This window comes from Paenibacillus rhizovicinus (assembly GCF_010365285.1).
GTDB classification, from domain to species: domain Bacteria; phylum Bacillota; class Bacilli; order Paenibacillales; family Paenibacillaceae; genus Paenibacillus_Z; species Paenibacillus_Z rhizovicinus.
Window position 1 is genome coordinate 3,793,760 of the sequence record NZ_CP048286.1, and the last position, 26,096, is coordinate 3,819,855.

The following is a 26,096-nucleotide window of genomic DNA, read 5'->3' on the forward strand; positions in this document are numbered from 1 at the left end:
GGGATGACACTGTCAACGTCGATCTTCTCGCTGGATCAAGAGACAATGGACCAAATCGAACGCAAATTCCGCGTGAAGCAGCAGCTTGCCGAGGCTAGGCAGCAGGAGCTGTTCGGCATTTTCCAAGAAGAGCTGACGGATGAGGAAACGTGGGCGCTCAAGTACATGTTCGCGTTCATGCCGGTCAACGATATGGCGGATTACGACGGTTCCTTATTCTTAAATCATGTTCGCCAGTCATTGGACATCCGCAGACAGGTGCCGTGGGGGTCGCGCGTGCCGGATCATCTTTTCCTGCATTATGTGCTGCCTTACCGGGTCAACACGGAGAATATCGAAGATTCGCGCGGCATCCTATACCGTGAATTGGCGGAGCGGACGGCTTCCTTATCGATGGCGGAGGCCATCTTGGAGACGAACTACTGGTGTCAGGAGAAAGCGACCTACATCGGCAGCGATCTGCGGACGCTGTCGCCGCTCTCCATGATTCGCAACGCGCGCGGACGCTGCGGCGAGGAGTCGACGCTGGCCGTGGCCGCGCTTCGCAGCATCGGCATTCCCGCCCGCCAGGTGTATACGCCGCGCTGGGCTCATTGCGATGACAACCATGCGTGGGTAGAAGCCTGGGCAGACGGACAATGGCATTACATCGGGGCCTGCGAGCCGGAAGCCCGGCTCGACCAGGGCTGGTTTACGCCGCCCGCCCGCCGGGCCATGCTCGTCAATACGCGGATTTTCGCGGATTATCCGGGGCCCGAGGACATTACGCTTGCCCACGAATGGTTCACGGAGATCAACCTGCTCGATAACTATGCGCCGACCCGCACGATTCAGGTGACGGTGAAGGACATGCAAGGCGCGCCTGCCGCGGGGGCGGAGGTCCGCTTCGAGCTGTACAACATGGCTGAGTTGTTCCCGATTGCCGCCGTGCTCGCGAACGATGAAGGCCAGGCTGCTTTTAAGACCGGTCTTGGCGACCTGGTCATCCGCGCGGTGAAGGACGGCTATTGGGCGGAGGCGAAAATCTCGGTTCCGGATTGCGGCGCGGTAGAGCTCGTCCTGAATGCTTCGGAGCAGCCGGCAGGCAGCGTCGATTTCGATATGGTGCCGCCGCCGGAACGCGAGGGAGAACCGGTGGAAGCACTGCCGGAAGCGAAGATCCAGCGGCATAACGGCCGTCTGGAAGAAGGAACGAAGTGCCGCACCTCGTACGAGGAGAATTTCCTCGGGGAGGCGGACGCCAGAGCGCTTGCCGAAGAGGCAGGATTGCCTGCGGACCGGGTATGGAGCGTCATTCAGAAGGCGCGGGGCAACAGCCGGGAAATCGCGGCCTTCCTGCGGGAACAGTCGGGGGCGTTCGGCGAATGGCCCTTGCGCTTGCTCGAAACGCTGAACGACAAAGATCTGATCGACACGTTCCGCCCTGCGCTCGAGGATCATTTGACCGGGGCGCTTGCGAACCGCGGCACGCTGGACGAAGACGAATTTGTCCGCTATGTGCTCTGTCCGCGGGTGCTGAACGAAATGCTGGTTCCTTACCGGCAGCTGCTGCAGGGCGCGTTCACGGCAGAGGAGGTCGCCGCGTTCCGTGCCGATCCTTCGGCGCTGGTCCGCAGCCTGCAGCAGGGATTCGGCGTTTGGACGGACCTGCCGAACCTGATGGGACGGGGAAATCCGGCCGGAACGTACAAGCTGAAGCTGGGAGATCCGCTGTCGCTCGATATTCTGTTCGTCGCCATCTGCCGCAGCTTGGGTATTCCGGCGCGCCTGCATCCGAGCGAACAGCGGGCGCAGTATTTGCAGCAAGGCGGCTGGCAGGACGCGGCGGTTACGGATACGAATACGGAGAAGGGTACGAATACGAGCATGGGTACGAATACGGAGAAGGGTACGAATACGAGCATGGGTACGGATACGGGGAAATCCTCCGGCGAACATGCGCCTAGAACGCTGGGTCGGCTGCAGCTGATCAAGGACACGGCGGCATCGCAGGATGCGCCGGTCGCCTCTTATGCGGAGAACTTCACCTTTGCCCGGCTGGAGAACGGCGCCTACAAGACGCTGGTGTACCCGGACGGGAAGAAGGACGTCTATGACGAACCGTTCGAAGCGGAACCGGGTCAGTACCGGTTGACGACAGGCATTCGACTGAAGGACGGCACGGTGCGCGTGCGTTTGGCGTATTTCATCGTGCGGGCCGGAGAAACGACGGAAGTCGCCCTGACGTTCCGGGAGACGACGACGGATATCCCGGTACTCGGCACATTCGATCGCAGCAGGGCGATTACGCTGCTGGATGGTGCGCCGGCCGAGCTTCGGCAGCTCCTTGGCGCCGGAATCGCGATAACCGCTTGGATCGAGCCGGAGCGGGAGCCGACCAAGCATCTGTTCCGCGAGCTGAGCGAGCTGGCCGAGCCGCTTAACCAGCTGGGGACGCCGATCGTGCTGCTCATCGGCGATACGGAGATGACCGCTTCGTTCGACCCGGCCGACTATCCGAAGCTGCCGTCGCGCACGGTATTCGTGCGCGATGCGAGCCGCGAGGCCTTGCCGGACCTGATCGTCCGATCGTCGGCGAACGAAGCCGGATTCCCGCATCTGTTCGTCGTGGACGACGAGAATCGAATCCGTTACACCGCCTCCGGATACAAAATCGGCACCGGAAAAGAAGCGCTGCAAGTCATGACCGGCCTTATACATCAATAGATAGAGAGCGGAGTGGATGAGAAATGGACAAGCAATATTTTAAAGTAGGTTATGTGAGCGATTCGGCGCTTTCCGAGATGACGCGGGAGGATCTGCTGAAACTGACGCACATCAACGTGGCATTCGGCCATGTTCGCCAGGACGAAATCGTCACGGAGCATGTGAAGAACATCGACGCAATCTATACGATCAAGCGCGAGCACCCGGAGCTGAAGGTGATCTTGTCCGTCGGCGGCTGGAGCGCGGGCGGCTTCTCCGAAGCGGCTTCGACCGAAGCGGGCAGGGAGAAGATGGCTGCCTCGGCGGTTCGTGTCGTTCGGACGCTTCCTTTCGACGGGATCGACTTGGATTGGGAGTATCCGTGCTACGGCGAGGCGGAGATCGCTTCGAGTCCGGCGGATAAACAGAATTTCACGCTGCTGCTTCGCGCCATTCGCGAAGCGCTGAACGTTCAAGGTTCCGAGGACGGCCGCTACTACATGCTCACGATCGCAGCCGGTGCGGACCAGTACTACGTGGACGGCACGGAGATGGATCAAGCGCAGCAGTATCTGGACTACGTGCAGCTGATGACGTACGATATGCGCGGCGGTTTCCAAGTGCTGACCGGCCATCACTCCAATCTCTACACGCCGACGGGAGACCTGTTCCGCATCAGCACGGACGCATCCGTGCAAATTTTCGTTCGTGCCGGCGTGCCGAAGGAGAAAATCGTCATCGGAGCGGCCTTCTATTCCCGCAAGTGGAACAACGTGCCGAACCGCAATAACGGCTTGCATCAGATGGCCGGCACCACGGGTGGCTACGGTCCTTCCTTCACCGAATTGGACGCGGAGTATATCAATAAGCAAGGGTACGTCCGCCATTGGGACAGCGAGGCCCGCGCGCCGTATTTGTTCGACGGGTCGACCTTCATTTCGTACGAGGACGAGCAATCGATTCAATGCAAATGCGAGTATGTCATGGACGAGGGACTTGCGGGCATCATGTTCTGGGAGTACAGCTGCGACGAGACGCATCGCCTGCTGAACGCGATTCATCAAGGGTTCGAGAAGTAGAGCGTCGGCAAGGTTAGACTGCGAGAAGGCATTAAGCTCCCTCTATACCATTATTAAAGAAAGACTGCTGGCGGCGCCCAGCAGTCTTTTTGCTATGTGAGCTCGGGAGTCTGCATTGTGAAACCTTGATCGTTTACAGGATTCCCGTTGGCGAAGTTCCGCAGCAGCCTGCTCTTTTCCTATCCAAGTAACGGGATCGTGAAACGTGGTATCATAACGTGAAATGCAAAGAAAAAAGGAGCACTCATCCAAATGATCGAAAAAATAAAAACGTGGGCCAAACAACTAAAAAGAAAGGTCTTTGTACTTTATTTTGCATATAAGGATGATCGTACGCCTTGGTTTGTAAAAGCCTTCGCCATATGTGTTGTAGCATATGCCTTTAGCCCAATCGACCTGATTCCAGACTTTATCCCGATAGTAGGATATCTGGACGATGTGATACTGATTCCGCTTGGCGTTGCTCTCGCACTGAAAATGATACCAGATACGGTGATTCGAGATTGTACGGTAAAGGCCGAGAACCGATTACAGAATGGAAAGCCGAAAAATTGGCTTGCCGGAAGTATAATTATTGTAGTGTGGATAGCGGTTTTCTTTTGGATTTCTTCCGTAATCTATCGTCATTTCTGAAGGTTGTCCTTACCCTACGATTCCCCGGTCAGATACGCTCGGGTTCGGATGAAGCGCGTAAGGAAAAAAGAAGACCATCCCATTCGGCGGGATGGCCTTCTTGCATCTTGCAATGACGCATTGCAATTCGAAATTGCAATTCGAAATTGCAATTCGAAATTGCAATTAGAAATTGCAATTAGAAATCAAAGTTATCCGGGTCCGGACCGACGCGACGGTCTTCGTTCAGCGCATCGATGCGGGCCATGTCTTCGCCGGACAGCTCGAAATCGTAGATGGACGCGTTCTCGGCAATGCGATGTGCCTTCGTCGATTTCGGGATGGTCACGACGCCGTGCTGGAGATCCCAGCGGAGAATGATTTGCGTGACGGACTTGCCGTGTTTGGCCGCGAGCTCGACCAGCGTTTCGTTGTCCAGCAGGCCGCCCTGCATGAGCGGGGACCAGGCTTCGAGCTGAATGCCTTGTGCTTTCGTATAATCGCGCAGCGCTTGCTGGGACAGACGAGGATGGAATTCCACCTGGTTGACCATCGGCTTGATTTCCGCGTCTTTCAGCAGTTCTTCCAAGTGATGCACATGGAAGTTGCTGACGCCGATTGCCTTCACGCGGCCGGCTTTGTACAACGTCTCCAGCGCGCGCCAGGTTTCTTTGAACTTGCCTTCCACAGGCCAGTGGATCAAGTACAGGTCAAGACTGTCCAAACCGAGCTTGCTCAAGCTTGTCTCGTAGGCGGCCAGCGTCGAATCATAGCCTTGGTCGGCATTCCAAACTTTGGAGGTCACGAACAGCTCTTCTCTGCGGAGGTTGTTCTCTTCAAGCGCCTCGCGGATCGCCTGGCCGACGCCTTGCTCGTTGCCGTAAATAGCGGCCGTATCGATGCTGCGATAACCGAAGGCGATCGCGGATTTCACCGCTTGCACCAGTTCCTCCCCTTCTTCGACTTTGAAGACGCCTAGACCGAACCCTGGCATTTGAACGCCGTTATGAAGCTTTACTGTGTCTTGTAGATTTCTCAACATATGAATCTTCCTCTCTCGGTTGCTATCGGGTATTCAAATAAATCGTTCGCCCAGCAAAGCTTGTGCCCGCCGGGCAGCGGTACAGCGAGCGGCAAGTCGGCTTACTTAGCTTGCTTGCGCATGCCGAGGACCGGCAGCGGCCGACTGGTCGCGGCGTTCCAAGCGCTTCGCCCATGCCGTGAGCGCCACCGCTACGGCGACCATGATCGCGCCGACCCATGCCGTATCGACGAGTCCCAAGGAATTGGCGACGATGCCTCCCATATAAGCCCCAATCGCGATGCCCGCGTTGAACGCGGCGATATTGAGGGCGGATGCAACGTCCTTCGCCTGCGGAACGAACCGTTCGGCCAAGATGACGACGTAAACCTGCAGGCCGGGCACGTTCATGAAGGCGAACAAGCCCATGAAGAAGATCGTAATCAGCCCGGCGACCCCGTATGGCGCGGTAAATGCCAGCGCGATTAGAACGACGGCCTGCAGGGCAAACATATAGAGCAGCGCCGAGGCCGGATTGCGGTTGGCGGCTTTGCCTCCGATTAGGTTGCCTACAGCGATAGCAATCCCATACATAAGCAGGATGACGGCTACCGTGCTTTCCCGGAAACCGGTCACTTCATGCAGCAGCGGCGAAAGGTAAGTGAAGACGACGAACGTCCCGCCGTACCCGAAAGCCGTCATCAGGAAGACGAGCAGCAATCTGCCGTTCTTGACGAGCTTCACTTGGTCGCTCAGCCGAATGCGGTTCCCTTGGCGCAGATTGGACGGCACCAGCAGCCAGTTGGCCAGGAAAGCGATGACCCCGATCGCGACGATGGCGAAGAAGGCCGCCCGCCAGCCGAGCTGCTGGCCGATGAAAGTACCGATCGGCACGCCGGTCACCGTCGCGACGGTCAATCCGGAGAACATGATGGAGATGGCGCTTGCCCGGCGGTTCTCCGGTACGAGCTCGGCCGCCAGCGTAGAGCCGATGGACATGAAGATGCCGTGCGCGAACGCCGAGATGACGCGCGCGGTCAATAGGACGGCGATGCTGCCGGCCAAGGCGGCCAGCAAGTTTCCCGCGATGAACACGATCATGATCGCAAGCAGGAGCGTTTTGCGCGAAACCTGCGAGGTCAGCGAAGTGAGCACCGGAGCGCCGACGGTGACGCCGAGCGCATAGAGGGTCACCGTCAAGCCCGCTGTCGTAATAGATCTATGAAAATCCTCTGCGATTAGCGGCAGCAGCCCGACGCTGATGAATTCCGTCGTTCCGATCGCAAAGGCGCTGATCGCCAACGCTAGTAATGCAAATGTGCTGCTTCGATTGCCAGCTGTCATGAAATTCCCTCCTCGATATTGCTCGTTATTGCGGTGTCCGGCCAATGAGTGTTATTATACGGGTTAAGGTTTGGCGTGAGTAGTACGTACTTATTTGTGATATAGTCACCAAAAAGTAACTTTTGCGCTGCTAAAGGAGGAAACGGCTGTGGCGAAAGAAGGAGCGGTCAAGAAGAAGTACAATATCTCGGTCGAGGCGACGCTTGAAGTCATCGGCGGGAAGTGGAAATGCGTGATTTTGTGCCATCTGACGCACGGGAAGAAACGGACAAGCGATCTAAAACGGCTTATGCCCGGCATTACGCAGAAGATGCTGATCCAGCAGCTGCGGGAGCTCGAAAGCGACGGCATCATCAATCGTAACGTGTACAATCAGGTGCCGCCCAAGGTCGAATACGAGCTGAGCACCTATGGCTGGAGCTTGAAATCGGTGCTGGATCTCCTATGTAACTGGGGAGAGAAACACATCATTAAAGAATACGGCGATAAGTCGGTCATGCTCGAGGACAATGTTCTTAATGAACTGGAAACGCTCGAGGAAGCGGATGAGATGGTCACGAGCTAGCTCGGCGCTGGTCCGGGGAATCCGAGTGGATAGATGAACAGGAGAAACGGCTCCCGATCGATCGATTCGGAAATTGGGGGCTGTTTTGCCTGCGATCGCCATTTGACAGTGTTTTTTTTGCTCTCTATAATACCTATAGGGGTATATGCATAGATGAATGTTATAGATATATGGCGAAGGGCTGGTGCAAGCGATGGGCTATACGTACACGGATGAAATGAAAACACGGCTCAGAAGAATCGAGGGCCAAGTGCGGGGCGTGCTGCGTCTGATGGATGAGGGCAAGTCGTGCAAGGACGTCGTCAGCCAGTTGTCCGCCGTGCGGAACGCCTCGGATAAGGCGATCGCCCAGATCGTAGCCGAGAACTTGAAGCAGTGTCTATTGGAAGAGCAAGCCGCGGGCAACGATGTGGACAAGCTGGTCAGGGAAGCCGTGGAGCTGCTTGTAAAGAGCCGGTAACGGACTGCATTAGAACTGCAATTAGAACTGCAATTAGAACTGCAATTAGAAGGAATGGAGCGTGAATTGGAATGGCTTTTAAAATCCCACAGGAAATAACGCCGCAGGAAGTGGAAGCGCGCTTGCTGCAGGGAGAGCAGTTATATATGCTGGACGTCCGCGAGCCGGATGAATGGGCGGCCGGCCATGTCGCGGGAACCGTGAACTTCCCGCTCAGCCAGCTGGCCGAGCGGCAGCATGAGCTTGCGCCCGGGCGCGAGACCATCGTCATGTGCCGAAGCGGCGGACGCAGCGGGCTTGCGTGCGAGCTGCTGAGCGAGAAGGGTTTTCGGGTCGTGAATATGACGGGCGGGCTGAACGCCTGGACGGGCAGCTTGGCATAGAATAACGACAACGAAGCAGGAGGCAACAGGAGTATGAAAACGATAATTGACGTGCTGTTCATCCTCGCGATTGCATGGTTCATCTATTCGAGGTTCGGACCGGCGAAAGGGCTGCGGACGTTGAAGGAGCCGGAATTCCGCACGGCCGCCGAACAAACGGGAAGCAGCCTGCTTGTCGATGTCCGCGAACCGGCCGAATTCAAGAGCGGGTTCATTGCGGGCGCGCGGAATATTCCGCTGTCCCAGCTCGGCCGGCGCTTGAACGAATTGCCGAAGGATCGCGACCTTCTGCTCTATTGCAGAAGCGGCATGCGGAGCAAGCAGGCGGCGCGGATGCTGCAGAAGAACGGGTTCACCCGGTTAAGCCATCTGCAGGGCGGAATCGGCGCTTGGAGCCAGCCGTTGGACAGACGCGGGTAGCATCGGACAAAGCTAATGGCAGTTTCGTTCCGCTGGAGACAGGGTTGGGACGGAAATGAAATACCTCGCCGGATTGCCGGCGGGGTATTTTTTATTCATTTTCCATGCTGCATTGTTGAACAATAACGAACATAGCTGAAGATAACGGTGTTGAAAAAAGGAACAAAGCGGAATATAATCGAATCACAGTCAATCAAAACGGATGATTCGGGAGGAAAGCTGAATGACGCAGGATACGTCAGGAATATTCGCCGAAGAGCGGAGGGAGCAGATCCTGGCTCAGCTGGAGCAGGAGAAGCGGGTGCTCGCCAAGGATTTAGCCGAGAAGTTTCAAATATCCATCGATTCCATTCGCCGCGACTTGTCGATCATGGAGAAACAGGGCCTGCTCAAGAAAACGCATGGCGGGGCTATCTCTTCGCGGAAAGTCAGGCAGGTTCCGCGGCCGCCGGAAATGCGGTACGGAGAGGGCTCCCCGCAGGGAAACGCGATCGCGAAGCTGGCCGTTTCCTATTTACGGGCAAACGACACCGTGTTTATCGGCAGCGGAGCGATTTCGTACGTACTGCTGAAGTATTTGCCCGAGGGCATGCCGCTTACGATCGTCACGAACAGCATTCGGGTTGCGGACACGCTGCGCGAGCGGGAAGCGATCGAGACGTATTTGATCGGGGGCAGGGTGAAGCCTTCCGGCAACATTACCGATGTCATCGCGAATGAATTCATTCGGCAGTTTAAGTTCGATATCAGCTTCATGACGGGCGGCGGCGTCTCGGAGCAAGGCATCTTCGCCTCTACCCCCGAGGTGGCGGCTTTCCTGCGTGCGGTTGCGTCGGCGTCGCGCCGGCGAATCGGCATTACCACGCATCGTTCGCTCGGCAATGACGGATTTGCCCGAGCCGGGCAGATCGGGGATCTGGATATGCTCATTACGGATTGGGATGCCGACCCGGAGGCGATTGAGCGGATTCAGACGCTGGGCGTCAAAGTCATCGTAGCGCAGAAGGATGAAGAAGATCATGAGCATGTCTAGAACGGAGAGATCGATATGCAGGATTTTCGCGGATTAGGCTTGGGCGCGGGAAGCGGCGGGGGCCCGGGCGGCGGCGGCAACCGCTGGCGCATGCGGGAGCTTGCCCAGAACGAGCATTTCGACTGGGCGATCTTTCGGCGTGCGCTGCGCGCCTTCGTTCCGTATTGGCCGTATACCATCATCGTAACGATCGTCATTCTGGCCGCCTCGTTCGGCGGCGTTGTTCCGGCCTGGCTGACGCAGCGAATCATTGACGACGGAATCCAGAAGCACAGCATGTCCATCATTGTGGAATACACGCTGGCGCTCATTCTGATTTCTATCGCGACGGGCCTGCTCGGGGTGCTGCAGACATGGCTCAGCAATCTGATCGCCCAGAACGTAATGGCGGACTACAGGATCGCGCTGTTCCGGCATCTTCAACGCCAGACGGTCGGGTTCTTCGCTTCCCGGCAGGCGGGCGATCTCGTGTCGCGCGTAACCAACGATGTCACCGCCATTCAGAGCGTGGTGACGACGACGCTCGTCGGCTTCGTCAGCAATCTGCTGAACATTGCGGCGACGCTGTTCCTGATGTTCAGCATGAACTGGCGGCTTGCGATCCTGGCCGTCATCGTCGTGCCCGGCTTCGTCATTCCGACCCAGCGCGTCGGCAAGTCGCGGCAGAAGCTGCAGGGACATATCCAGAATTATTTGTCCAAAATGACCGTGCAGCTCAGCGAATCGTTGGGCGTCAGCGGCGCCTTGCTCATTCGCATCTTCAATCGGCAGGGAGCCGAGGAGCAGGAATTTGCCGAATCTAACCGTACGCTGCGCGATCTGCAGGTGCGACAGGCGCTGATCGGCCGGTGGCTGTTCATGTGGCTCAATATGTTCTCGTCGATCGGTCCGGCGCTGCTCTGGATGTACGGCGGCTGGCTGGTCGTGCAGAACGAGATCGGGCTCGGCGTGATCGTGGCTTTCACGGCATTGCTCTCCAGGCTCTACGGACCGCTGAGTCAGCTCGCGCAGCTGCATGTCAGCATCCTGTCTTCCGTGGCGCTGTTCCGGCGCATCTACGGCATCATGGATGTGGTGCCCGAGGTGCAGGACGGACCGCTGACGATTCCGGACAACAGCGTCGCGGGCCGAATCCGACTGGACGGGATTTCATTCTCTTATCTGCCGGATAAGCCGGAACATCATCAGGAAGCGCAAGCGCAAGGGAATGCGGGCAAGGAACGTCCTGCTTCCAGCGCGGGAGCGGAGACGAGAAGAGCTAAGCCACCGATTCAGTCCGCGCCGACCGAGGTCCGATGGGCGCTGCAGGATATAGACCTGGCGATCGAGCCCGGCGAGACGGTGGCGCTCGTCGGCCCGAGCGGCGCAGGCAAGACGACGCTGCTCAATCTGATTCCGCGCTTCTCCGATCCGGCGAACGGACGGGTTTATCTGGACGGAATGGATACGCAAACGCTGACGCTGCATGCGCTCCGCGCCCAGATGGGACTCGTTCCGCAGGATCCGTTCTTCTTCCATGATACGGTTGCGAGTAATTTGCGCCTGGCCAAGGATACGGCAACAGCGGCGGAGATGGAGGCCGCGTGCCGAGCGGCGCAAATCCACGATACGATCATGGCGCTGCCCGAAGGCTACGAGACGGTCGTCGGCGAGCGGGGATACCGGTTATCGGGCGGCGAACGCCAGCGCCTCGCCATCGCGCGCGTCTTGCTCCAAGGACCGAAGATCGTCCTGCTCGACGAGGCGACGAGCGCGCTCGATACGGTAATCGAACGCAAGATCCAGGATGCGCTGGCCGTCCTGCTCGAAGGCCGAACGGCGCTCGTGATCGCGCACCGGCTTTCCACGATTCTGAAAGCGGATAAGATCGTCGTCATGGAGAAAGGGCGCATCGGAGCCATCGGTACCCATGCGGAGCTGGTGGAACGGAATCCGCTGTACAAAGAGCTGTATGAAACCCAGTTCCATATCGAAGGCGAGCTGCACCAGCAAGTTCCGGAGAGTTCATAAGTTCGAAATTAACCCGGAGAGTTCGTAAGTTCGTATTTAAGAGGAGATCATTGCCCACGGGTGATGGTCTCCTTTTTCGATAGGCGGTTCTTCAAGCGTATGATGAATGCTTCCACAGGGTAAAGTAACGTCAGATCATGTGCGCAAATGGCTAACCAAAAGTTAACGTTGACGTTAACGTTAATTCGGAATATGCTTAATATATAGAACGCCGCTGTACAGAAGAAGGGGGCATTACGATGGATACTTTTAAAATCGACGACGTCGCCAAGGAATGCGGGATGACGAAACGGACCATTCGCTACTATGAGGAAATCGGCCTGATCCCGCCTCCGGAACGCAGCGAGGGCGGCATACGGATTTATACCCGCGGACACATTGAACGGTTGAAGCAGGTCGTCAACGCCCGCGATGTGCTTGGTTTCTCGCTTCAGGAAATTCTGGACTTCGTGGCGGTTCGCGAGATCTTGGACGAGCAGAAGCAGAAATATTGGAAAACCGAGGAGCTGGAGGCGAAATTGGCGCAGCTTCGCGAGATTGAAACCACGGTCGCGCAGCAGCTCGCCATGGTGGATCAGAAGCTCGACAAGATGGCCGAGTTTCGCCAAGAACTCGAACGCAGTCAGAAACGCGTAACGGACGGCATCGCCAGACTTACGCAAGAAAGGGAGTCTTAATCCACATGCAAACCTCAGCGACCAGTCATAGCAAGACTGCCACGAAGTCGCAAACGAAGAAAGTCAGTATGTTCAGTCAGCCTATCGGCGTCTGGGCGGTCGTATTCGCCAGTATCATCGCCTTCATGGGTCTCGGTCTCGTCGATCCGATTCTCCCGGCTATCGCCGCGAAGCTTCACGCTTCCAGCAGCGACGTTACCTTATTGTTCACGAGCTACAATGCCGTCATGGCAATCGCGATGCTGATTACAGGCGTCCTTTCATCCCGGATCGGCATGAAAGGAACGCTGCTCATGGGGATTATCGTCATCGCGGTCTTCGCCGCGCTCGGCGGCATGTCCAACAGCATTTGGGCGCTGGTCTGGCTTCGCGGCGGCTGGGGACTCGGCAATGCGATGTTCGTGGCGACGGCGCTCGCCGCGATCGTATCGATGTCCAAGACAGGCGTCGGCAAGTCGATCATTTTGTTCGAAGTCGCGGTAGGGTTGGGCATTTCCGTCGGTCCGCTGCTTGGCGGAGAGCTGGGCTCTATCTCCTGGCGGGGCCCGTTCTTCGGCGTCGCCTGCCTCATGGTTCTTGCGTTCCTGCTGGTCACGCTCCTAATGCCGAAACGCTCCAAATCGGTGCCCGTTACTCAAGCATCTACGGCAAGCAAGAAGAAAGCATCGCTCGCCGATCCTTTCCGCGCCTTGAAATTCCGTGCGCTCCGCACGTTCGGGATTGCGGCAGCCCTTTATAATTTCGGTTTCTTCACCTTGCTTGTATACGCGGCGCTCGTTCTTGGCCACCTGGGTCTGGATGAGCATCAACTTGGTCTCGTCTTCCTTGGCTGGGGGCTGATGCTGGCCTTCACGTCCGTCTTCACGGCACCTATGCTGCAGAGACGGTTCGGCACGCTGCCTTCCATGGTCGTGCAATTGCTCTTGTTTGCCGCGACGCTGTTCGTCATGGCGATCTGGACAACGGACAAAACGGTCGTCATCGTCATGGTTATCGTGGCCGGCGCGTTCCTTGGCAACAACAATACGCTGATTACGACGGCGGTCATGAACGCGGCGCCGGTTGAACGTCCTACCGCCTCGGCGGCTTACAGCTTCCTGCGCTTCATCGGCGGCGCGATCGCTCCATACCTGGCCGGCAAGCTGGCGGAATGGTTCAATCCGCATATGCCGTTTATCGTCGGCGGCGCGTTCGTCGTCATTGCCTCGCTCTATCTGCTCGTAAACACGAAGCATCTGAAACACGTCGATAATGTCGAGAGCGCGCACTAATTCAAACTTATATGTTCTCCATGCATGAATAGGAAAAAGCCTTGAGCGGCGGACGCTCAAGGCTTTTTTTGCGTACTGCTCTTCCGCCCCGAGACCGACGGCCAACGTGCGGTTTCTGTGCTACGATGGGAGGATGATAGACAGGATGACAGGCGGCCGTCCCGATGGATGGCCGCCGGACGAGGAGCGTGTTCGGGACGTTGAAGATGACTAGAAGCTGGTGGCTGCTCGTAATTGTTTCTTTGGGCGTTATGATTCCTTTTGCCGCTCCGTATTTGACGTTCGATGCGGCGAACAGCCGCGTGAACATCGCGCCGGGTAGCGTGCAGTATCCGCTGCTCGTCACGCATATTTTGCTGGCGGCCGCGGCGCTGCTAACGGGCTTCACGCAGTTTATCCCGCGCATTCGAACGGAGCGGCCGCAGCTGCACCGCTTGCTCGGGAGGATCTACGTCGGCAGCGTTCTGATCAGCGCGCTGCTTGCGCTGCCGCTCGTAGGATACATGGACGATTTCGCGAAGGCGACGGGCTTCGCGGCATTGGCGCTGATCTGGTTGTTCACGACCTATAAGGGATATCGCGCAGCCGTAAGACGAGACTTCGGCGCCCACCGCAGATGGATGATCCGGAGCTTCGGCATCACCCTGGTCGCCGTGAGCGGGCGTTTGCTCGTGCCGATCCTGCTGTTGACCTATGCTTTGCTGCACGGCTTCTCGCTTCCCGAAGGCAGAGAGGGTATGGTGGAGGATGTGCTGAACGTGAATATATGGGCCGGCCTGATTGCGAACCTGATGATTGTCGAATGGGCGGTATTAAAGCCGAAGGAACAGAAGGCTTAGGCCGAGCTTGTGCGAGCAAGGCTGACCCGGTTTCGCGAGAGTCGATCGGCTCGTCCCCAAGTGCAAAGATCCTGAGATGCCGGTCGATTGACCAGCAACCTTTTCCCCGCACGCCCGTCTATCTATTTATTGAGGGCGGATTTCCCAATTGCAGGGAATGGCTGAAAAAAGGGAGCGTGTGGGGTTGGTATACAGAGCAGTGCTTTCCATCGCATTAGCGGCGATGATTCTGTGGCAGGTCATTCCCGCTGGACAAGCGGAGGCGGAGCAAACCTATGATGGGATAAGCGCTGCAGAACAGCTGCGGGGCATGAATTTTCTGAATCAAATGCGTGAGGATATGGGGCTCCCCGGGCTTGTCCTGGATCCTTCGCTGACGAAAGCGGCCATCGATCATGCCCGTTATGCGGATGCGCATTACACGCTGAAGTCACCCGGACGTTCGGCGGAAACCGCGGGCATGACGCACTTTACCAAGGAGACGCCGGCAGACCGCGCGGCCTCCGCGGGTTACAAGGAAGCGGGCATGGACATTCAAGAAACGGTCTATATGGATGACAGGCCCTACGATGTATTCGATCTGGGTCAGCATATGCGCGATCTGTCGCTGGTACATGAGCGGCGCGTTATTCTTACGAATCCGGGAACGGCGGCCGTCGGTATCGCCAGAATCGGCAAAGCGACTGTGGTTGTCGGCGCGATCAAGAGCAAAGCGGATGCGAATGCTCCCTTGCAAGTGGCGCTGTATCCCTATGACGGCATGGAAGGGGCGATGATCGAAACGGATGGCTTCATGGACCCCCAACATCCGCTGGAGGGCGAAGGCATGACGATTACGGTGCACAGCAGCCGGTCCGACGTATCCGGGATGACGGCGACGCTGCAGCGGAAGGCGGGCAGCCGGACGATCGTCGTTCCGCTGCAAGTGACGGCGACCGGATCCGGGGCTTATGAATTGAAAGCGGACCGTCTGCTGCGGACTGGCGCGGAGTACGCGGTTCATGTCTCCTTCCAGGCCGGCAGCGAGACCGCGGTGCGGGACTGGACTTTCACGACGAGTTCGTTTCCGGCCGAGATGTATATCGACGACATGCCGCTTATCGGCAGCTACAATCTGGTTCGCATCGATCCGAATGGCCGGGTATATGTGCCGATCCGGTTTCTGTCGGAGCGGTTCGGAGCCAAAGTGGCGTGGGATAAAGCGACGCAGACGGTTACGATTACGAAGGACGGACTGAACATGCGGATGACGGTCGGCAACGGCACTGCTTACGTAAACGGGAAAGCCATTCCGCTGGACAGTCCGCCAAAGCTGGAGCTGTACACCACGACCATTCCGCTGCGATTCATAGCCGAGGCTTTCGGATATGAGGTCAATTACTTCGAGAAAGACCGGTCCGTGGAAATCTGGACCGGGTTCACGGACCCGGTGCAGCCGCCTGCGGCCGCAAGCAAGCAGGCCAGCTAGCAGCCAGCTAGCAGAAAGGCCGCGTCTCATCGTATCCGCGACGGGAGGCAGGGCAAGGAAGGGGAGAGAGAGCCAGTGGAGAAAGGGTCTCAACGTTATAAAGTGATCATTCCGATCGTCGTTGTCATCGGCTTCGTGCTGCTGCTCGCCATTCCGGCGCCTACGCCGGAGCTGGCCGTCAGGAAGGATTTGCTGCTCTCCTTCCATCCCGTCAAAGCGGTATCCGCCCGTGTCACGGAAGGGTCCATTAAGAACGATCCGCAATACGGCGACCTCTACTACGCGTCGAACGCAGAGGCATCGTTCATCTATGTGAAGAAGCTTAAGCTTGGCTTCGGCTGGTATGTGGCATCGAAGGGAACCGGACCGTGACCGATTGCGGATGGGCTAGCCTGCCCATCTATGCTACGATAATCGGGTAGCTGTCGCGCGGCAGGATGCGCGCACGGGGCAAGGAGGATGATGATCAACATGTACCAATATATCGATCAACGCTACGAAGGCGTCAACTTCGGCGGCCGGGATTTGCGGGACGGGGAACTCGTTCGCTGCACGTTCGAGCGCTGCACGTTCGTCGGCGCTTCGATGGAAGAGATCTCGACGACCGGCTGCCGCTTCGTCGACTGTAATTTTACCGGAGCGTCGATGAACGCTTCGACGCACTCGGAATCGGCTTTTCTGAACTGTATTTTTGTCGAAGCGAATCTCTTCGTTTCTGTCTTTACCAGCTGCAAAATGATGGGCTCGGACTTCTCCAAGGCGCAGCTCGACGGATTCACCGCCGCCGGAGGCGATTGGTCGTATACGAACCTGAGGCATGCCCGGTTGTCCAAGCAGGATCTGAGGGGCATTTGCCTGCTGGAGGCCGATCTGTCCGGCGCGAACTTGGAGAAAGCGGATCTGCGGAACAGCGACTTGACGCGGGTCAATCTGTCGCAGACGAAGCTGAAGGGAGCGGACCTGCGCGGTGCCGTCATGGACGGGGTCAATTGGCCGTCCGTCGACGTGAAGGGCGTGCGGATGGATGCGGCCCAAGCCATTCTGTTCCTTCGCTCGCATGGCGCGAAAGTGGATTAGCAGCCCGTCAGGCAGAGATGCGATGATGAATGCGAGCGGCGATATTATTTGGACCCGTTTTGTCGTACTATATAGAGGACTAAGCATAGAAAGAAGGCGCCCAATCGATGAGCGAATTCCTGGAAGCGTTGTTGGAACAAGAAGAAGAGCTGCAATTTGAGTCGTTTACGAACGAAGACGCCTACGAGCTGGGCTGCATCATCGTCAAGCATGCGAAAGACGTGCTTGGCAAAGGCATTGCGGTACATATCGAGAACGGGGAATATCCGCTGTTCACGCACTATATGACGGGCACGTCCAAAGATAATATTTATTGGGTCAACGCGAAGAAAAACGTCGTCCACCACTATGGCCACAGCTCGCTCTATGTCGGCGAAATGTATAAGGCGCAAGGCACGACGTTCAAGGAGGGCTCCGGCCTGTCGCTTGATGAATTCCAAGGCGAAGGCGGCTCGTTCCCGATTATCGTGCGCGGCCAAGGCAAAGTCGGCACCGTAACGGTATCGGGCCTGGCCGGCGAAGAAGATCATCAGGTAGCCGTGGACGGCTTGCGCACGTACCTGACCAGATAGCCGGCCAAGCGAGGAGAAGGGGGGCGGGCGATTATGACTATCCGCGCCATCATTACGGGGGCGACCGGCATGGTCGGGGAAGGCGTGCTGCATGAATGCCTGCAGCACCCCGGCGTGGAACAGGTGCTTGTCATCCATCGGAAGCCGTGCGGCATCAAGCATCCCAAGCTGCGGGAGATCGTGCACGGGGATTTCTATGATATGTCGCCGATCGAAGCGGAGCTGACGGGTTATAATGCCTGCTACTTCTGCCTCGGCGTAACCTCGGTCGGGATGAGCGAAGCGGATTACGCGCGCGTGACGCACGACTTGACGCTGCATGTCGCGGAGCTGCTCGCCCGCCGGAACCCGGACATGGTGTTCTGCTACGTAACGGGTACAGGCACGGACAGCACGGAGAAGGGGCGCAGCATGTGGGCGCGGGTGAAAGGAAAGACCGAGAACGAGCTGCTGCGCCTGCCCTTCAAGCGGGCGTACATGTTCCGTCCCGGATACATTCATCCGACGAAAGGGCTGCAGAACACGCATAAGTATTACCGTGCGCTGATGTGGCTGTACCCGATTCTGAGAATGCTTATGCCGGGCAGCGTCGTCACGCTCCGCGAGCTCGGTCTTGCGATGATTCACGCTGCCAGGGGCTCGTACCCCTCGTCGATTCTAAGCAGCAAGGAAATTCGCGAGCTTGCCGGAATGGACCGGTAACTTGGCAATCGAAGAGGCCCGGCCGCTCGCGTGGAGCAGGCTGGGCTTCTTTCGAATCGGCTTCGCTGCCGCATGCCGGCGATGAGGACGGGGACGATTTCAGTAAGCATGCCCGAATAGGATAAAATAAGAAAAAACCGGCAACGCCGCTTGCCAGCTTAGGAGCGAAAGCATGAAGTCAATGACGATACTGATCGCGGACGACGAGGCGGAGATCGCCGATCTGGTCGAGCTGCATCTGGCCAAGGAAGGCTACCGCTGCATCAAGGCGGTAACAGGTCCCGAAGCCGTCCAAGCCGTCCAGTCGCAGACGGTCGATCTTGCGATTCTCGATATTATGATGCCGGGGTTCGACGGCTACGAAGTGACCCGGCAGATTCGGGAGCATTCCGCGATGCCGATTATTTTCCTCAGCGCCAAGACGAGCGACCTCGACAAAATCACCGGTCTCGTCATCGGCGCCGACGATTACATGACGAAGCCGTTTAACCCGATGGAGCTGGTTGCCCGCGTCAATGCCCAGCTGCGGCGCGCGCTGCAGTTCAACCAGCAGGCGGGCGGCAGCTCGCCCGTGCTGGAGATCGCCGGGCTCGTCGTGGATCCCGACCGGCACACCGTCATGAAGTACGGCAGCCCCGTGGAATTGACGCCGAAGGAATTCGATATTCTGTACCTGCTCGCGAGCCACCCGAAGAAAGTGTTCAGCGGCGAGCTGCTGTTCGAGCGCGTCTGGGGCGAAGCGTATTTCGAAAGCGGCAATACCGTGATGGTTCATATCCGGACGCTGCGCAAGAAATTAGGGGACGACAAGAACAAATGGATCAAGACCGTATGGGGCGTCGGGTACACGTTCAATGGATAGGCCGTCGATCAGTTTCCGTTCCAAGATGCTGCTGCTGCTCGGTCTCAGCATGCTGCTGTCCGGCATCATCCTGTTCGTGGCCTATCGGTCCTTGGAATCCTATTATTTATCCCACATTCGGTTCGCGGACGATCCGTTGTTCAGGCTGCGGCAGTTCATTGCGAGCTTCGGCGATTTCAAATTCGCCTTGATCCTCATGACTCCGTTCACGATCCTGTTGTTCTACCTGTTCACGAAACCGTACGCGGCGTATTTCACGCACATTTCAACGGGAATCAACCGGCTGGCGAAGGGCGATTTCAGCGGGCGCGTCATCATCCATTCGCAGGATGAGTTCGGCCGCATCGCCGACGACATTAACCTGGCGGGCGAACAGCTGCAGAAGGCGGTGGAACGGGGCGATTTCGCGGAGAACAGCAAGGATCAGCTCGTGCTCAACTTGGCGCATGATCTGCGTACCCCGCTCACGTCGGTGCTCGGGTATTTGGATTTTATATTGCGGGACGAAGGCTTGTCCAAGGAGCAAGCCCGCCATTATACGGGAATCGCCTATGCCAAATCCCGGCGGCTGGAGAAGCTGATCGAGGAACTGTTCGAGGTGACCCGCATGAACCACGGCATGACGCCGCTTCATGTGGCGGACTTGGATTTAAGCGAGCTGCTCGTGCAGCTGAACGAGGAATTGTTCCCGCTCTTCGAGAGCAGGGAACTGACGGTCCGGCTGCATGCCGGGACGCAGGTGCGGATGCAGGGCGACGGAGAGCTGCTGGCCCGCGTGTTCGGGAATTTGCTGACCAATGCCGTCCGCTACGGCGCCGACGGGCAGTTTATCGACATTCACTGCGTCTTGGAGGGAGACGAGGCGGTCGTGCAGGTCGTGAATTACGGCGATTCCATTCCGCCCGAGCAGCTGCCGTATCTCTTCGACATGTTCTTTACCGGCGATCAGGCGCGGACGAACAATAACGGCGGCACCGGCATCGGACTGTTCATCGTCCGCAATATCGTGGAGCAGCATGGCGGTACGATTAAGGTCGACAGCAGCGTCGTGCGTACTTGTTTCGAGGTCCGGCTGCCGACGCGCCAGGGGGAGTCCAATCCGGCTTCGCTCGCGAAAGGCGAGAACGCGGGCATGCCGAGTAACACGAAATAACACCGTCCGGATCCCGTCCGCGCTGCCCGGATTAAGGGAGGTTGACGGGAGAAACGGTTTGATTTAAGATTAGAACGATCATTCGATCTAAACTCTGCGCAAAGGAGGCGGAGATTCGAACATGTTTGAGCGATATAACAAAGTGCAGCAAGCGGTACTTGAAACGACCTTGCATTTGATCATCGATAAAGAGCTGCAGGCGACGTCCATGTCGCTGATCGCGAAGAATTCCGGCGTATCGACGGGCAACATTTATCATTATTTCAGCAGCAAGGAAGACATTATCAACGAATTGTACAAAGCGATCGTCTTGTTCAACGGGGAGTTCGTAACCCGGGATTTGCATGACGGGGACACGGTCCAGGCGCGGTTTCGGCGGGCGTGGAAGAACGTCATCGAGCTCGGCAAGAAGTATCCCAACGGCTTTCGGTTCATTGAGCAGTATTCGTTCTCTCCTTATATTCACGAGGCATCCAAGCTGGAGGCGTACAAGGGCGGCTGGTGCGGACCGCTCGCGAGCTTGTATGAGGAGGCAGTCCATCAGGGGTTATTCATCGATATGGAGCCTCGCATGATGGTGCAAATGCATTACGGGTCCATCGTTTATCTGTTGAAGGGCCATTTGCAGCAGCATATGGAACTGACGGATAACGTGGCGGAGCAGACGATTCTCGCCTGTTGGAACGCGGTAAGCAAGGAAAAGGGTTGGAACGAATAGGTTCTGCCTGCTTCTTTTGCGGTCATTAGATCGAACGTTCGGTTGGTACGGTTGCTGGTGATGCTCTCGCATCGCGTTAGAAGAGATATACCTGGGAAAAGCGGCGGGTGCCGCGGTCGATGCTGGATGGACGTGGTCGTATGCATGTCGTAGTCGTATGCGCACTTTAGAATGAACGTTCGGTCTAGAGTGGCGGGCGAAGGACTTTACGAAACTGATTTCAGGTACTGATTTTACGAAACTGACTTTACTATACCCTGGAGGGATTCACATGGAGAAGAAGACGATTTTCATTACGGGAACGAGTTCGGGATTGGGAAAATTGACGGCGATTCATTTTGCGAAGCTCGGCTGGAACGTTGCCGCGACGATGCGTACGCCGGAGAAGGAACGGGAGCTTAACGCGTACGAGAACATCAAGCTGTTCAAGCTGGACGTGACGAATGTGGCGGAAGTGGAGACTGCCGTGAGCGATGCGATCGCGGCATTCGGCAAGATCGACGTCGTCGTCAACAATGCGGGCATGGGGTCCTACGGGGCGCTGGAATTGGCGACGGAGGAGACGATCGATTGGCAGTTCGCGGTCAACACCCGCGGTCCGATCAACGTCATTCGCAAGTTTCTGCCCCACTTCAGAGCCGTGGGCGGCGGCATGTTCATCAATATCAGCTCCTTCATGGGCTTGACCACGGCGCTTCCGCTCGGCTCGCTGTACAATATGTCCAAGTTCGCGCTGGAAGGCTTGATCGAGGGCCTCTATTACGAGCTCAAACCGCTCAATATCGAGCTGCGGCTCATCGAACAGGGCGGTTCCTCCGGCAACAATTTCGTGAACAGCATCAAGTGGAATAAGGACGAAGCTATCACGGATTACGATGATTACATGAACAAAATCACCGCCATGATGACGAGCCGGGACGAAAGCCAGCTGGACGATCCGCAAATCATCGTGGATGCCATCGCGGCGCAAGCGACCGGGGAAAGCTATCAATTCCGCACCATCGTCGGCGAAGCGGGCAAGAACTTGCTGGCGCTGCGAAATTCGGTTCCGATCGAGGAGTATTTGGAAACGATCGCGAAGAACTATAACTGACCGTATAAGCGAAGAGGGCGACTAGCGCCAGCCGGAATTTAAGAAAAAGTTTATCCTTCCGCCGTTTCTTCTTTAGATGATTGCCTTACACTGACGAGAGTTTAGTGGCGGAAGGGGCAGGCGTACATGAAGAAAATACATTTGGCAGGTCTTGTCTTGCTGGTGTTGATCGTTATACAGGTCGTGCAACATGCGGATAGGGGCCGCGAGAAAGTCGAACCGATGCCGGAGACGAAGCTGCATTCGGTGCAAGCGGGGCATAACCAGCTGTACCGAGGAAATTTGCTGCTTGTGGATCAGGAGCATCCCGTGCACGAGGCCGGCAGGCTGACGGATATCGTCAACGTGTTCGAACATCCGGAGCTGAAGCGCGGTTACGGTTTGATGGATACGACAATTGCGCTCTCCAAGCGCGTTGCCGAGAAGTGGCAGGTGCTGGTGGACGCGGCCGGGGCGGACGGCATCCGTCATTTTGTCATCAACAGCGGATACCGGGACGAAGAGGCGCAGAAGGAGCTCTACGAGGAGAAAGGTTCGGACTATGCGCTGCCGCCGGGGTACAGCGAGCACAACCTGGGACTCTCCATGGATATCGGCTCGACCGAGGAGGAGATGGGCAAGGCGCCCGAGGGCAAATGGCTGAGCAAGAATGCATGGAAATACGGCTTCATTCTGCGCTATCCGAAGAATAAGACGGACATTACCGGCATTCAGTACGAACCGTGGCATTTTCGCTACGTCGGGCTGCCGCATAGCGCGTTGATGCACGAGCATAACTGGACGCTGGAGGAATATCTGTCCGCGCTTAAGGAGCAGAAGACGATGACGGAAGCCTTCGACGGCGTGAACTATACGGTGACGTATTATCCGGCGGCGGCTTCCGGGGAGACGGCGATCAGCGTGCCCATCGAGGGCGCGTACACGGTTTCCGGCGATAACGCTGACGGTATCATCGTTACGGCGCAGAGCGGCAGCGGTCAATAATGGGCCAGGGTCAGGCCGGTCGTTCTTGGTCCGGAAAGGAAATACGTAGCTGCCCGGAGAACTACTAGGGAATGAACGACATCATCCCCGAGGAGGACGTTTCTGGTGATAAAAGCGATCGTATTCGATTTCGACGGCATGATCTACGATACCGAGGTGCCGGAATATAAGGCGCATTGTGAAATTTTCGCTGAGCATGGGCAGGAACTGGAACTGAGTCTCTGGGGGCAATGCGTGGGCACCAATAACAGCGGCTTTAACCCGTACGACCATCTGGAGGCTTGTCTGGGCAAGCCGGTCGACCGGGAGGTGCTTCGCGGCAGATACCAAACCAAATTGGAGCGGCTGCTGGAGCAGGAAACGATCCGGCCGGGCGTGGAGGATTACTTGAAGTCGGCTCAAAAGCTCGGGCTGCGCATCGGATTGGCTTCGAGCGCGAGCAGGGCATGGATAACCGGGCATAACGCCAAGCTGAACGTGCTGCCGTATTTCGAATGCGTTCGGACGCGCGAGGACGTGCGGCTGGTGAAGCCGGATCCCGAGCTGTATGTGCAGGTCATCCGCGAATTCGGCATCGAGCCGCACGAAGCGGTCGCGTTCGAGGATTCGCCGAACGGGGCGAAGGCGGCCAAGGCGGCCGGCATGCGCTGCGTCACGGTTCCCAACGATGTCACCCGTTACCTGACGTTCGGCGAGGTGGATATGCAGCTGCAATCGCTTGCGGATGTGAGCCTGGAGGCGCTGCTGCAGAAGCTTCAAGCGTAGTGTTGCGTTCCTTCAGGGGATAAGCTCCCAAGGAATGGGTTGGGGAGGAATGGTTTACACTAACGACGGATCATCTTCCGCCCAACCCATCGATAAAGGAGTTTTGCATTTCCGATGAAGAACCGATTGCTGCAAGCAAGTCTGCTCGGTTTATCGCTCGCGCTAAGCGCGGCGCCGCTCACGGCGTGGGCCGCGGGGAACGGCGCCCAAGCCCGGGCGGCGACGAGGGCAGACCATTCCGCCGCGCATAAAGTCTGTTTGAGCCCGGCCGCGGTCAAGCTGCAAGAGGACATGCGCAAGCTGTGGACCGAGCACGTAACCTGGACCCGTAACTATATCGTCAGCGCCGTCGCGGGTACGGCCGACCAGCAAGTCATCCTGGCGCGCCTGCTGCAAAATCAGCAGGATATCGGCAATGCGATCAAGCCGTATTACGGCGAGGCGGCCGGCAATAAGCTGGCCGAACTGCTGCGAGAGCATATTCTGCTCGCAGGCAAGATCGTGGAGGCGCTCAAGGCCGGCAATACGGCCGAAGCGGAGAAACAGAACAAGCTGTGGTACCGGAATGCGGACGAGATGGCGAAGTTTCTCAGCAAGGCGAACCCGAACTGGACGGAGAAAGAGCTGAAAGATCTGCTGTACGTCCATCTGCAGCTCGTTGCCGAGGCAGCAGCGACCCGGCTGAAACAAGACTGGGCCGGCGACGTAGCGGCGTTCGACAAAGGCATCAATCACATTATCATGCTGGCCGACGCGTTATCCTCGGGCATCGTGAAACAGTTTCCCCAGCGCTTCTGATCGGGCGCAGGATCGCATCCCCTTTGGGCAAACAGGCACCGGACAAAGCGCCGGCGGTTTGCCCGAAGGGGATTTTTGCCGTTTGATATCCAAATAAGGATACGGATGGAGAAAAGTTATTATTGTGCGGCGCGAAGGGGTGTAATAGAATGGTGGGCATGATAAGGAAATTTTTGATTCTTAGAAGGGGATGTCAACTTGGCAAAAGCATTAACGAAAGCGGTACCTGTCAGTGCGACCGTTTTCCCGATTTTATTCGCGATCAGCATCGTGCATTTATTGAACGACTCGATGCAATCCACCGTTTCGGCGCTGTTTCCGGTCTTGCGTGATTCGATGCATCTCAGCTACAAGCAAATCGGGTTTATCGCCTTCGCGATGAACATTACGGCGGCGGTGATTCAGCCGATGGTCGGCATGTACGCCGATCGCCGTCCCCGTCCTTATATACTTCCTGTGGGGGTATGTTTTACGCTGGTCGGGGTTGCCGCGCTTGCGCTGGCTCCCGAGTATGCTTACATCGTCATTGCCGTGATGATGATGGGCATCGGGTCGGCGATCTTCCATCCCGAGTCCTCGCGCGTCGCTTATATGGCCGCAGGCGGGAAGAGGGGATTGGCGCAGTCGATTTTCCAGGTCGGGGGCAATATCGGAGGCGCGCTCGGACCGATCATGAGCGCCGCGATCTTCGTGCCGCTCGGGCAGATCAGCGTCCTCTGGTTCCTGATCGCCGCGGTTGCCGCGATCATTATTCAAAGCTACGTCGCGCGCTGGTATAGCCAGAACGCGCTGCAGTCCCGCCCGGCGAAGCCGAAGTCCAAGACGTCTTCCGGCGAGAAGAAGGACCGCGCTTCAGGTTTCGGCTTGACGCGCAATCAAGTGATCTGGGCGATTTCCATCCTTGTTTTCCTCGTCTTTACGAAGCATGTGTACATGTCGAGCTTGTCCAGCTATTATAGCTTTTATTTGATCGATTACTATGGTGTTTCGGTACAGCATGCACAGTTATTCTTATTCTCGTTCCTAGCCGCATCGGCGGCGGGAACGTTCTTCGGCGGACCGCTGGCGGACCGTTACGGGCGCAGAAACATCATCTGGTTCTCGATATTGGGGACGGCGCCGTTCTCGATTCTGCTGCCTTACGGCAACTTGTTCTGGACGAGCGTCATGTGCATCTGCGCAGGCTTCGTGCTGTCGTCGGCGTTCTCCATCATCGTCGTGTTCGCGCAGGAACTGATGCCCGGTAAAGTAGGGCTTGTCTCGGGCTTGTTCTTCGGCCTGGCGTTCGGCGTCGGCGGACTCGGTTCGGCCGTTCTCGGCTGGATCGCCGACGCGACGAGCATCGAATACATGATGAAGCTGTGCGCCTACTTACCGCTCCTTGGCATTCTGGCCGTATTTCTGCCGAAAGACGAGAAGGTGCGCGCCTAACGGGTCGTTGGTGCTATTGTTAGGAGCTGCTTCGGCGATAAATGCACGAAGAGGAGGGTACCTGTATAGGTGCC

The 26,096-nt window shown here is 57.3% G+C and carries 27 protein-coding genes; 25 read left to right on the forward strand and 2 right to left on the reverse strand.

Annotated features, from left to right (window positions below):
* Positions 1-3 precede the first annotated feature (3 nt).
* From GZH47_RS17045 to GZH47_RS17055, 3 genes are all read left to right on the forward strand, one after another.
* Positions 4-2,706 (forward strand): transglutaminase domain-containing protein, encoded by a 2,703-nt coding sequence (locus GZH47_RS17045; protein ID WP_162641850.1) that lies wholly within the window; start codon positions 4-6, stop codon positions 2,704-2,706.
* A gap of 23 nt (positions 2,707-2,729) precedes the next feature.
* A complete protein-coding gene (locus tag GZH47_RS17050) occupies positions 2,730-3,764 on the forward strand; it encodes a glycoside hydrolase family 18 protein (protein WP_162641853.1) in 1,035 nt (344 codons plus the stop codon).
* A gap of 252 nt (positions 3,765-4,016) precedes the next feature.
* Positions 4,017-4,397 (forward strand): YkvA family protein, encoded by a 381-nt coding sequence (locus GZH47_RS17055; protein ID WP_162641856.1) that lies wholly within the window; start codon positions 4,017-4,019, stop codon positions 4,395-4,397.
* 178 nt (positions 4,398-4,575) lie between these two features.
* Here GZH47_RS17055 and GZH47_RS17060 read toward each other — a convergent pair whose 3' ends face one another.
* Together GZH47_RS17060 and GZH47_RS17065 are read right to left on the reverse strand one after the other, a co-directional pair.
* Positions 4,576-5,418 (reverse strand): aldo/keto reductase, encoded by an 843-nt coding sequence (locus GZH47_RS17060; protein WP_162641861.1) that lies wholly within the window; start codon positions 5,416-5,418, stop codon positions 4,576-4,578.
* 105 nt (positions 5,419-5,523) lie between these two features.
* Positions 5,524-6,741, reverse strand: coding sequence for an MFS transporter (locus GZH47_RS17065; RefSeq protein WP_162641864.1), 1,218 nt, complete (start codon positions 6,739-6,741; stop codon positions 5,524-5,526).
* A gap of 148 nt (positions 6,742-6,889) precedes the next feature.
* Between GZH47_RS17065 and GZH47_RS17070 the strand changes: the two genes are divergently transcribed.
* The 22 genes from GZH47_RS17070 (at position 6,890) to GZH47_RS17175 (ending at position 26,022) form a co-directional block, all read left to right on the forward strand.
* Positions 6,890-7,306 carry a winged helix-turn-helix transcriptional regulator gene (locus GZH47_RS17070; RefSeq protein ID WP_162641867.1) on the forward strand — a complete coding sequence of 139 codons (417 nt, stop codon included), beginning with the start codon at positions 6,890-6,892 and terminating at the stop codon, positions 7,304-7,306.
* Between the two features lie 193 nt (positions 7,307-7,499).
* The gene (locus GZH47_RS17075; protein ID WP_162641872.1) at positions 7,500-7,766 is read left to right on the forward strand and encodes a metal-sensitive transcriptional regulator; all 267 of its coding nucleotides are present in this window, start codon (positions 7,500-7,502) and stop codon (positions 7,764-7,766) included.
* A 71-nt stretch (positions 7,767-7,837) separates the two neighbouring features.
* The gene (locus tag GZH47_RS17080; RefSeq protein WP_162641875.1) at positions 7,838-8,149 is read left to right on the forward strand and encodes a rhodanese-like domain-containing protein; all 312 of its coding nucleotides are present in this window, start codon (positions 7,838-7,840) and stop codon (positions 8,147-8,149) included.
* A 33-nt stretch (positions 8,150-8,182) separates the two neighbouring features.
* Positions 8,183-8,569, forward strand: a complete 387-nt coding sequence (locus GZH47_RS17085) for a rhodanese-like domain-containing protein (RefSeq protein ID WP_162641879.1) — start codon at positions 8,183-8,185, stop codon at positions 8,567-8,569.
* A gap of 244 nt (positions 8,570-8,813) precedes the next feature.
* Entirely contained in the window at positions 8,814-9,602 is a 789-nt protein-coding gene (locus GZH47_RS17090; protein ID WP_192043647.1) for a DeoR/GlpR family DNA-binding transcription regulator, read from the forward strand.
* Positions 9,603-9,617: 15 nt separating this feature from the next.
* Positions 9,618-11,612 carry an ABC transporter ATP-binding protein gene (locus GZH47_RS17095; RefSeq protein WP_162641885.1) on the forward strand — a complete coding sequence of 665 codons (1,995 nt, stop codon included), beginning with the start codon at positions 9,618-9,620 and terminating at the stop codon, positions 11,610-11,612.
* A gap of 239 nt (positions 11,613-11,851) precedes the next feature.
* Positions 11,852-12,289, forward strand: coding sequence for a MerR family transcriptional regulator (locus GZH47_RS17100; RefSeq protein ID WP_162641888.1), 438 nt, complete (start codon positions 11,852-11,854; stop codon positions 12,287-12,289).
* Between the two features lie 5 nt (positions 12,290-12,294).
* On the forward strand, positions 12,295-13,560 hold the full coding sequence (locus GZH47_RS17105; RefSeq protein WP_162641890.1) for an MFS transporter: 1,266 nt from the start codon (positions 12,295-12,297) through the stop codon (positions 13,558-13,560).
* 206 nt (positions 13,561-13,766) lie between these two features.
* Positions 13,767-14,399 (forward strand): DUF2306 domain-containing protein, encoded by a 633-nt coding sequence (locus tag GZH47_RS17110; protein WP_225446548.1) that lies wholly within the window; start codon positions 13,767-13,769, stop codon positions 14,397-14,399.
* Between the two features lie 184 nt (positions 14,400-14,583).
* Positions 14,584-15,867, forward strand: coding sequence for a stalk domain-containing protein (locus GZH47_RS17115; RefSeq protein ID WP_162641896.1), 1,284 nt, complete (start codon positions 14,584-14,586; stop codon positions 15,865-15,867).
* A 75-nt stretch (positions 15,868-15,942) separates the two neighbouring features.
* Positions 15,943-16,239 carry a hypothetical protein gene (locus GZH47_RS17120; RefSeq protein ID WP_162641898.1) on the forward strand — a complete coding sequence of 99 codons (297 nt, stop codon included), beginning with the start codon at positions 15,943-15,945 and terminating at the stop codon, positions 16,237-16,239.
* Between the two features lie 99 nt (positions 16,240-16,338).
* Complete coding sequence (locus GZH47_RS17125) at positions 16,339-16,944, forward strand: pentapeptide repeat-containing protein (RefSeq protein WP_162645294.1); 606 nt, start codon at positions 16,339-16,341, stop codon at positions 16,942-16,944.
* A 107-nt stretch (positions 16,945-17,051) separates the two neighbouring features.
* Positions 17,052-17,516, forward strand: a complete 465-nt coding sequence (locus GZH47_RS17130; RefSeq protein WP_162641901.1) for a heme-degrading domain-containing protein — start codon at positions 17,052-17,054, stop codon at positions 17,514-17,516.
* A gap of 33 nt (positions 17,517-17,549) precedes the next feature.
* Positions 17,550-18,218: an NAD-dependent epimerase/dehydratase family protein gene (locus GZH47_RS17135; protein WP_162641903.1), complete on the forward strand. Its 669-nt coding sequence runs from the start codon at positions 17,550-17,552 to the stop codon at positions 18,216-18,218.
* 172 nt (positions 18,219-18,390) lie between these two features.
* Entirely contained in the window at positions 18,391-19,080 is a 690-nt protein-coding gene (locus GZH47_RS17140; RefSeq protein ID WP_162641907.1) for a response regulator transcription factor, read from the forward strand.
* The gene (locus tag GZH47_RS17145) at positions 19,073-20,233 is read left to right on the forward strand and encodes a sensor histidine kinase (RefSeq protein ID WP_225446108.1); all 1,161 of its coding nucleotides are present in this window, start codon (positions 19,073-19,075) and stop codon (positions 20,231-20,233) included. The genes GZH47_RS17140 and GZH47_RS17145 overlap by 8 nt, the downstream gene beginning before the upstream one ends.
* A 121-nt stretch (positions 20,234-20,354) precedes the next feature.
* Entirely contained in the window at positions 20,355-20,951 is a 597-nt protein-coding gene (locus tag GZH47_RS17150; protein WP_162641910.1) for a TetR/AcrR family transcriptional regulator, read from the forward strand.
* A gap of 271 nt (positions 20,952-21,222) precedes the next feature.
* The gene (locus tag GZH47_RS17155; RefSeq protein ID WP_162641913.1) at positions 21,223-22,044 is read left to right on the forward strand and encodes an SDR family oxidoreductase; all 822 of its coding nucleotides are present in this window, start codon (positions 21,223-21,225) and stop codon (positions 22,042-22,044) included.
* A gap of 126 nt (positions 22,045-22,170) precedes the next feature.
* Positions 22,171-23,028 carry a M15 family metallopeptidase gene (locus GZH47_RS17160; protein ID WP_162641917.1) on the forward strand — a complete coding sequence of 286 codons (858 nt, stop codon included), beginning with the start codon at positions 22,171-22,173 and terminating at the stop codon, positions 23,026-23,028.
* Positions 23,029-23,133: 105 nt separating this feature from the next.
* Positions 23,134-23,793: an HAD-IA family hydrolase gene (locus tag GZH47_RS17165; protein WP_162641920.1), complete on the forward strand. Its 660-nt coding sequence runs from the start codon at positions 23,134-23,136 to the stop codon at positions 23,791-23,793.
* Positions 23,794-23,907: 114 nt separating this feature from the next.
* The gene (locus GZH47_RS17170; RefSeq protein ID WP_162641922.1) at positions 23,908-24,591 is read left to right on the forward strand and encodes a glycosyltransferase; all 684 of its coding nucleotides are present in this window, start codon (positions 23,908-23,910) and stop codon (positions 24,589-24,591) included.
* 198 nt (positions 24,592-24,789) lie between these two features.
* The gene (locus tag GZH47_RS17175; RefSeq protein ID WP_162641925.1) at positions 24,790-26,022 is read left to right on the forward strand and encodes an MFS transporter; all 1,233 of its coding nucleotides are present in this window, start codon (positions 24,790-24,792) and stop codon (positions 26,020-26,022) included.
* Positions 26,023-26,096 lie beyond the last annotated feature (74 nt).

What these genes read in the sequence shown, in the direction of transcription:
- GZH47_RS17045 (WP_162641850.1), top strand. Translation starts at nt 4, where the DNA reads ATGACACTGTCAACGTCGATCTTCTCGCTGGATCAAGAGACAATGGAC.
- GZH47_RS17050 (WP_162641853.1), top strand. Translation starts at nt 2,730, where the DNA reads ATGGACAAGCAATATTTTAAAGTAGGTTATGTGAGCGATTCGGCGCTT.
- GZH47_RS17055 (WP_162641856.1), top strand. Translation starts at nt 4,017, where the DNA reads ATGATCGAAAAAATAAAAACGTGGGCCAAACAACTAAAAAGAAAGGTC.
- GZH47_RS17060 (WP_162641861.1), bottom strand. Translation starts at nt 5,418, where the DNA reads ATGTTGAGAAATCTACAAGACACAGTAAAGCTTCATAACGGCGTTCAA.
- GZH47_RS17065 (WP_162641864.1), bottom strand. Translation starts at nt 6,741, where the DNA reads ATGACAGCTGGCAATCGAAGCAGCACATTTGCATTACTAGCGTTGGCG.
- GZH47_RS17075 (WP_162641872.1), top strand. Translation starts at nt 7,500, where the DNA reads ATGGGCTATACGTACACGGATGAAATGAAAACACGGCTCAGAAGAATC.
- GZH47_RS17080 (WP_162641875.1), top strand. Translation starts at nt 7,838, where the DNA reads ATGGCTTTTAAAATCCCACAGGAAATAACGCCGCAGGAAGTGGAAGCG.
- GZH47_RS17085 (WP_162641879.1), top strand. Translation starts at nt 8,183, where the DNA reads ATGAAAACGATAATTGACGTGCTGTTCATCCTCGCGATTGCATGGTTC.
- GZH47_RS17095 (WP_162641885.1), top strand. Translation starts at nt 9,618, where the DNA reads ATGCAGGATTTTCGCGGATTAGGCTTGGGCGCGGGAAGCGGCGGGGGC.
- GZH47_RS17100 (WP_162641888.1), top strand. Translation starts at nt 11,852, where the DNA reads ATGGATACTTTTAAAATCGACGACGTCGCCAAGGAATGCGGGATGACG.
- GZH47_RS17105 (WP_162641890.1), top strand. Translation starts at nt 12,295, where the DNA reads ATGCAAACCTCAGCGACCAGTCATAGCAAGACTGCCACGAAGTCGCAA.
- GZH47_RS17110 (WP_225446548.1), top strand. Translation starts at nt 13,767, where the DNA reads ATGACTAGAAGCTGGTGGCTGCTCGTAATTGTTTCTTTGGGCGTTATG.
- GZH47_RS17125 (WP_162645294.1), top strand. Translation starts at nt 16,339, where the DNA reads ATGTACCAATATATCGATCAACGCTACGAAGGCGTCAACTTCGGCGGC.
- GZH47_RS17130 (WP_162641901.1), top strand. Translation starts at nt 17,052, where the DNA reads ATGAGCGAATTCCTGGAAGCGTTGTTGGAACAAGAAGAAGAGCTGCAA.
- GZH47_RS17135 (WP_162641903.1), top strand. Translation starts at nt 17,550, where the DNA reads ATGACTATCCGCGCCATCATTACGGGGGCGACCGGCATGGTCGGGGAA.
- GZH47_RS17140 (WP_162641907.1), top strand. Translation starts at nt 18,391, where the DNA reads ATGAAGTCAATGACGATACTGATCGCGGACGACGAGGCGGAGATCGCC.
- GZH47_RS17145 (WP_225446108.1), top strand. Translation starts at nt 19,073, where the DNA reads ATGGATAGGCCGTCGATCAGTTTCCGTTCCAAGATGCTGCTGCTGCTC.
- GZH47_RS17150 (WP_162641910.1), top strand. Translation starts at nt 20,355, where the DNA reads ATGTTTGAGCGATATAACAAAGTGCAGCAAGCGGTACTTGAAACGACC.
- GZH47_RS17155 (WP_162641913.1), top strand. Translation starts at nt 21,223, where the DNA reads ATGGAGAAGAAGACGATTTTCATTACGGGAACGAGTTCGGGATTGGGA.
- GZH47_RS17160 (WP_162641917.1), top strand. Translation starts at nt 22,171, where the DNA reads ATGAAGAAAATACATTTGGCAGGTCTTGTCTTGCTGGTGTTGATCGTT.
- GZH47_RS17170 (WP_162641922.1), top strand. Translation starts at nt 23,908, where the DNA reads ATGAAGAACCGATTGCTGCAAGCAAGTCTGCTCGGTTTATCGCTCGCG.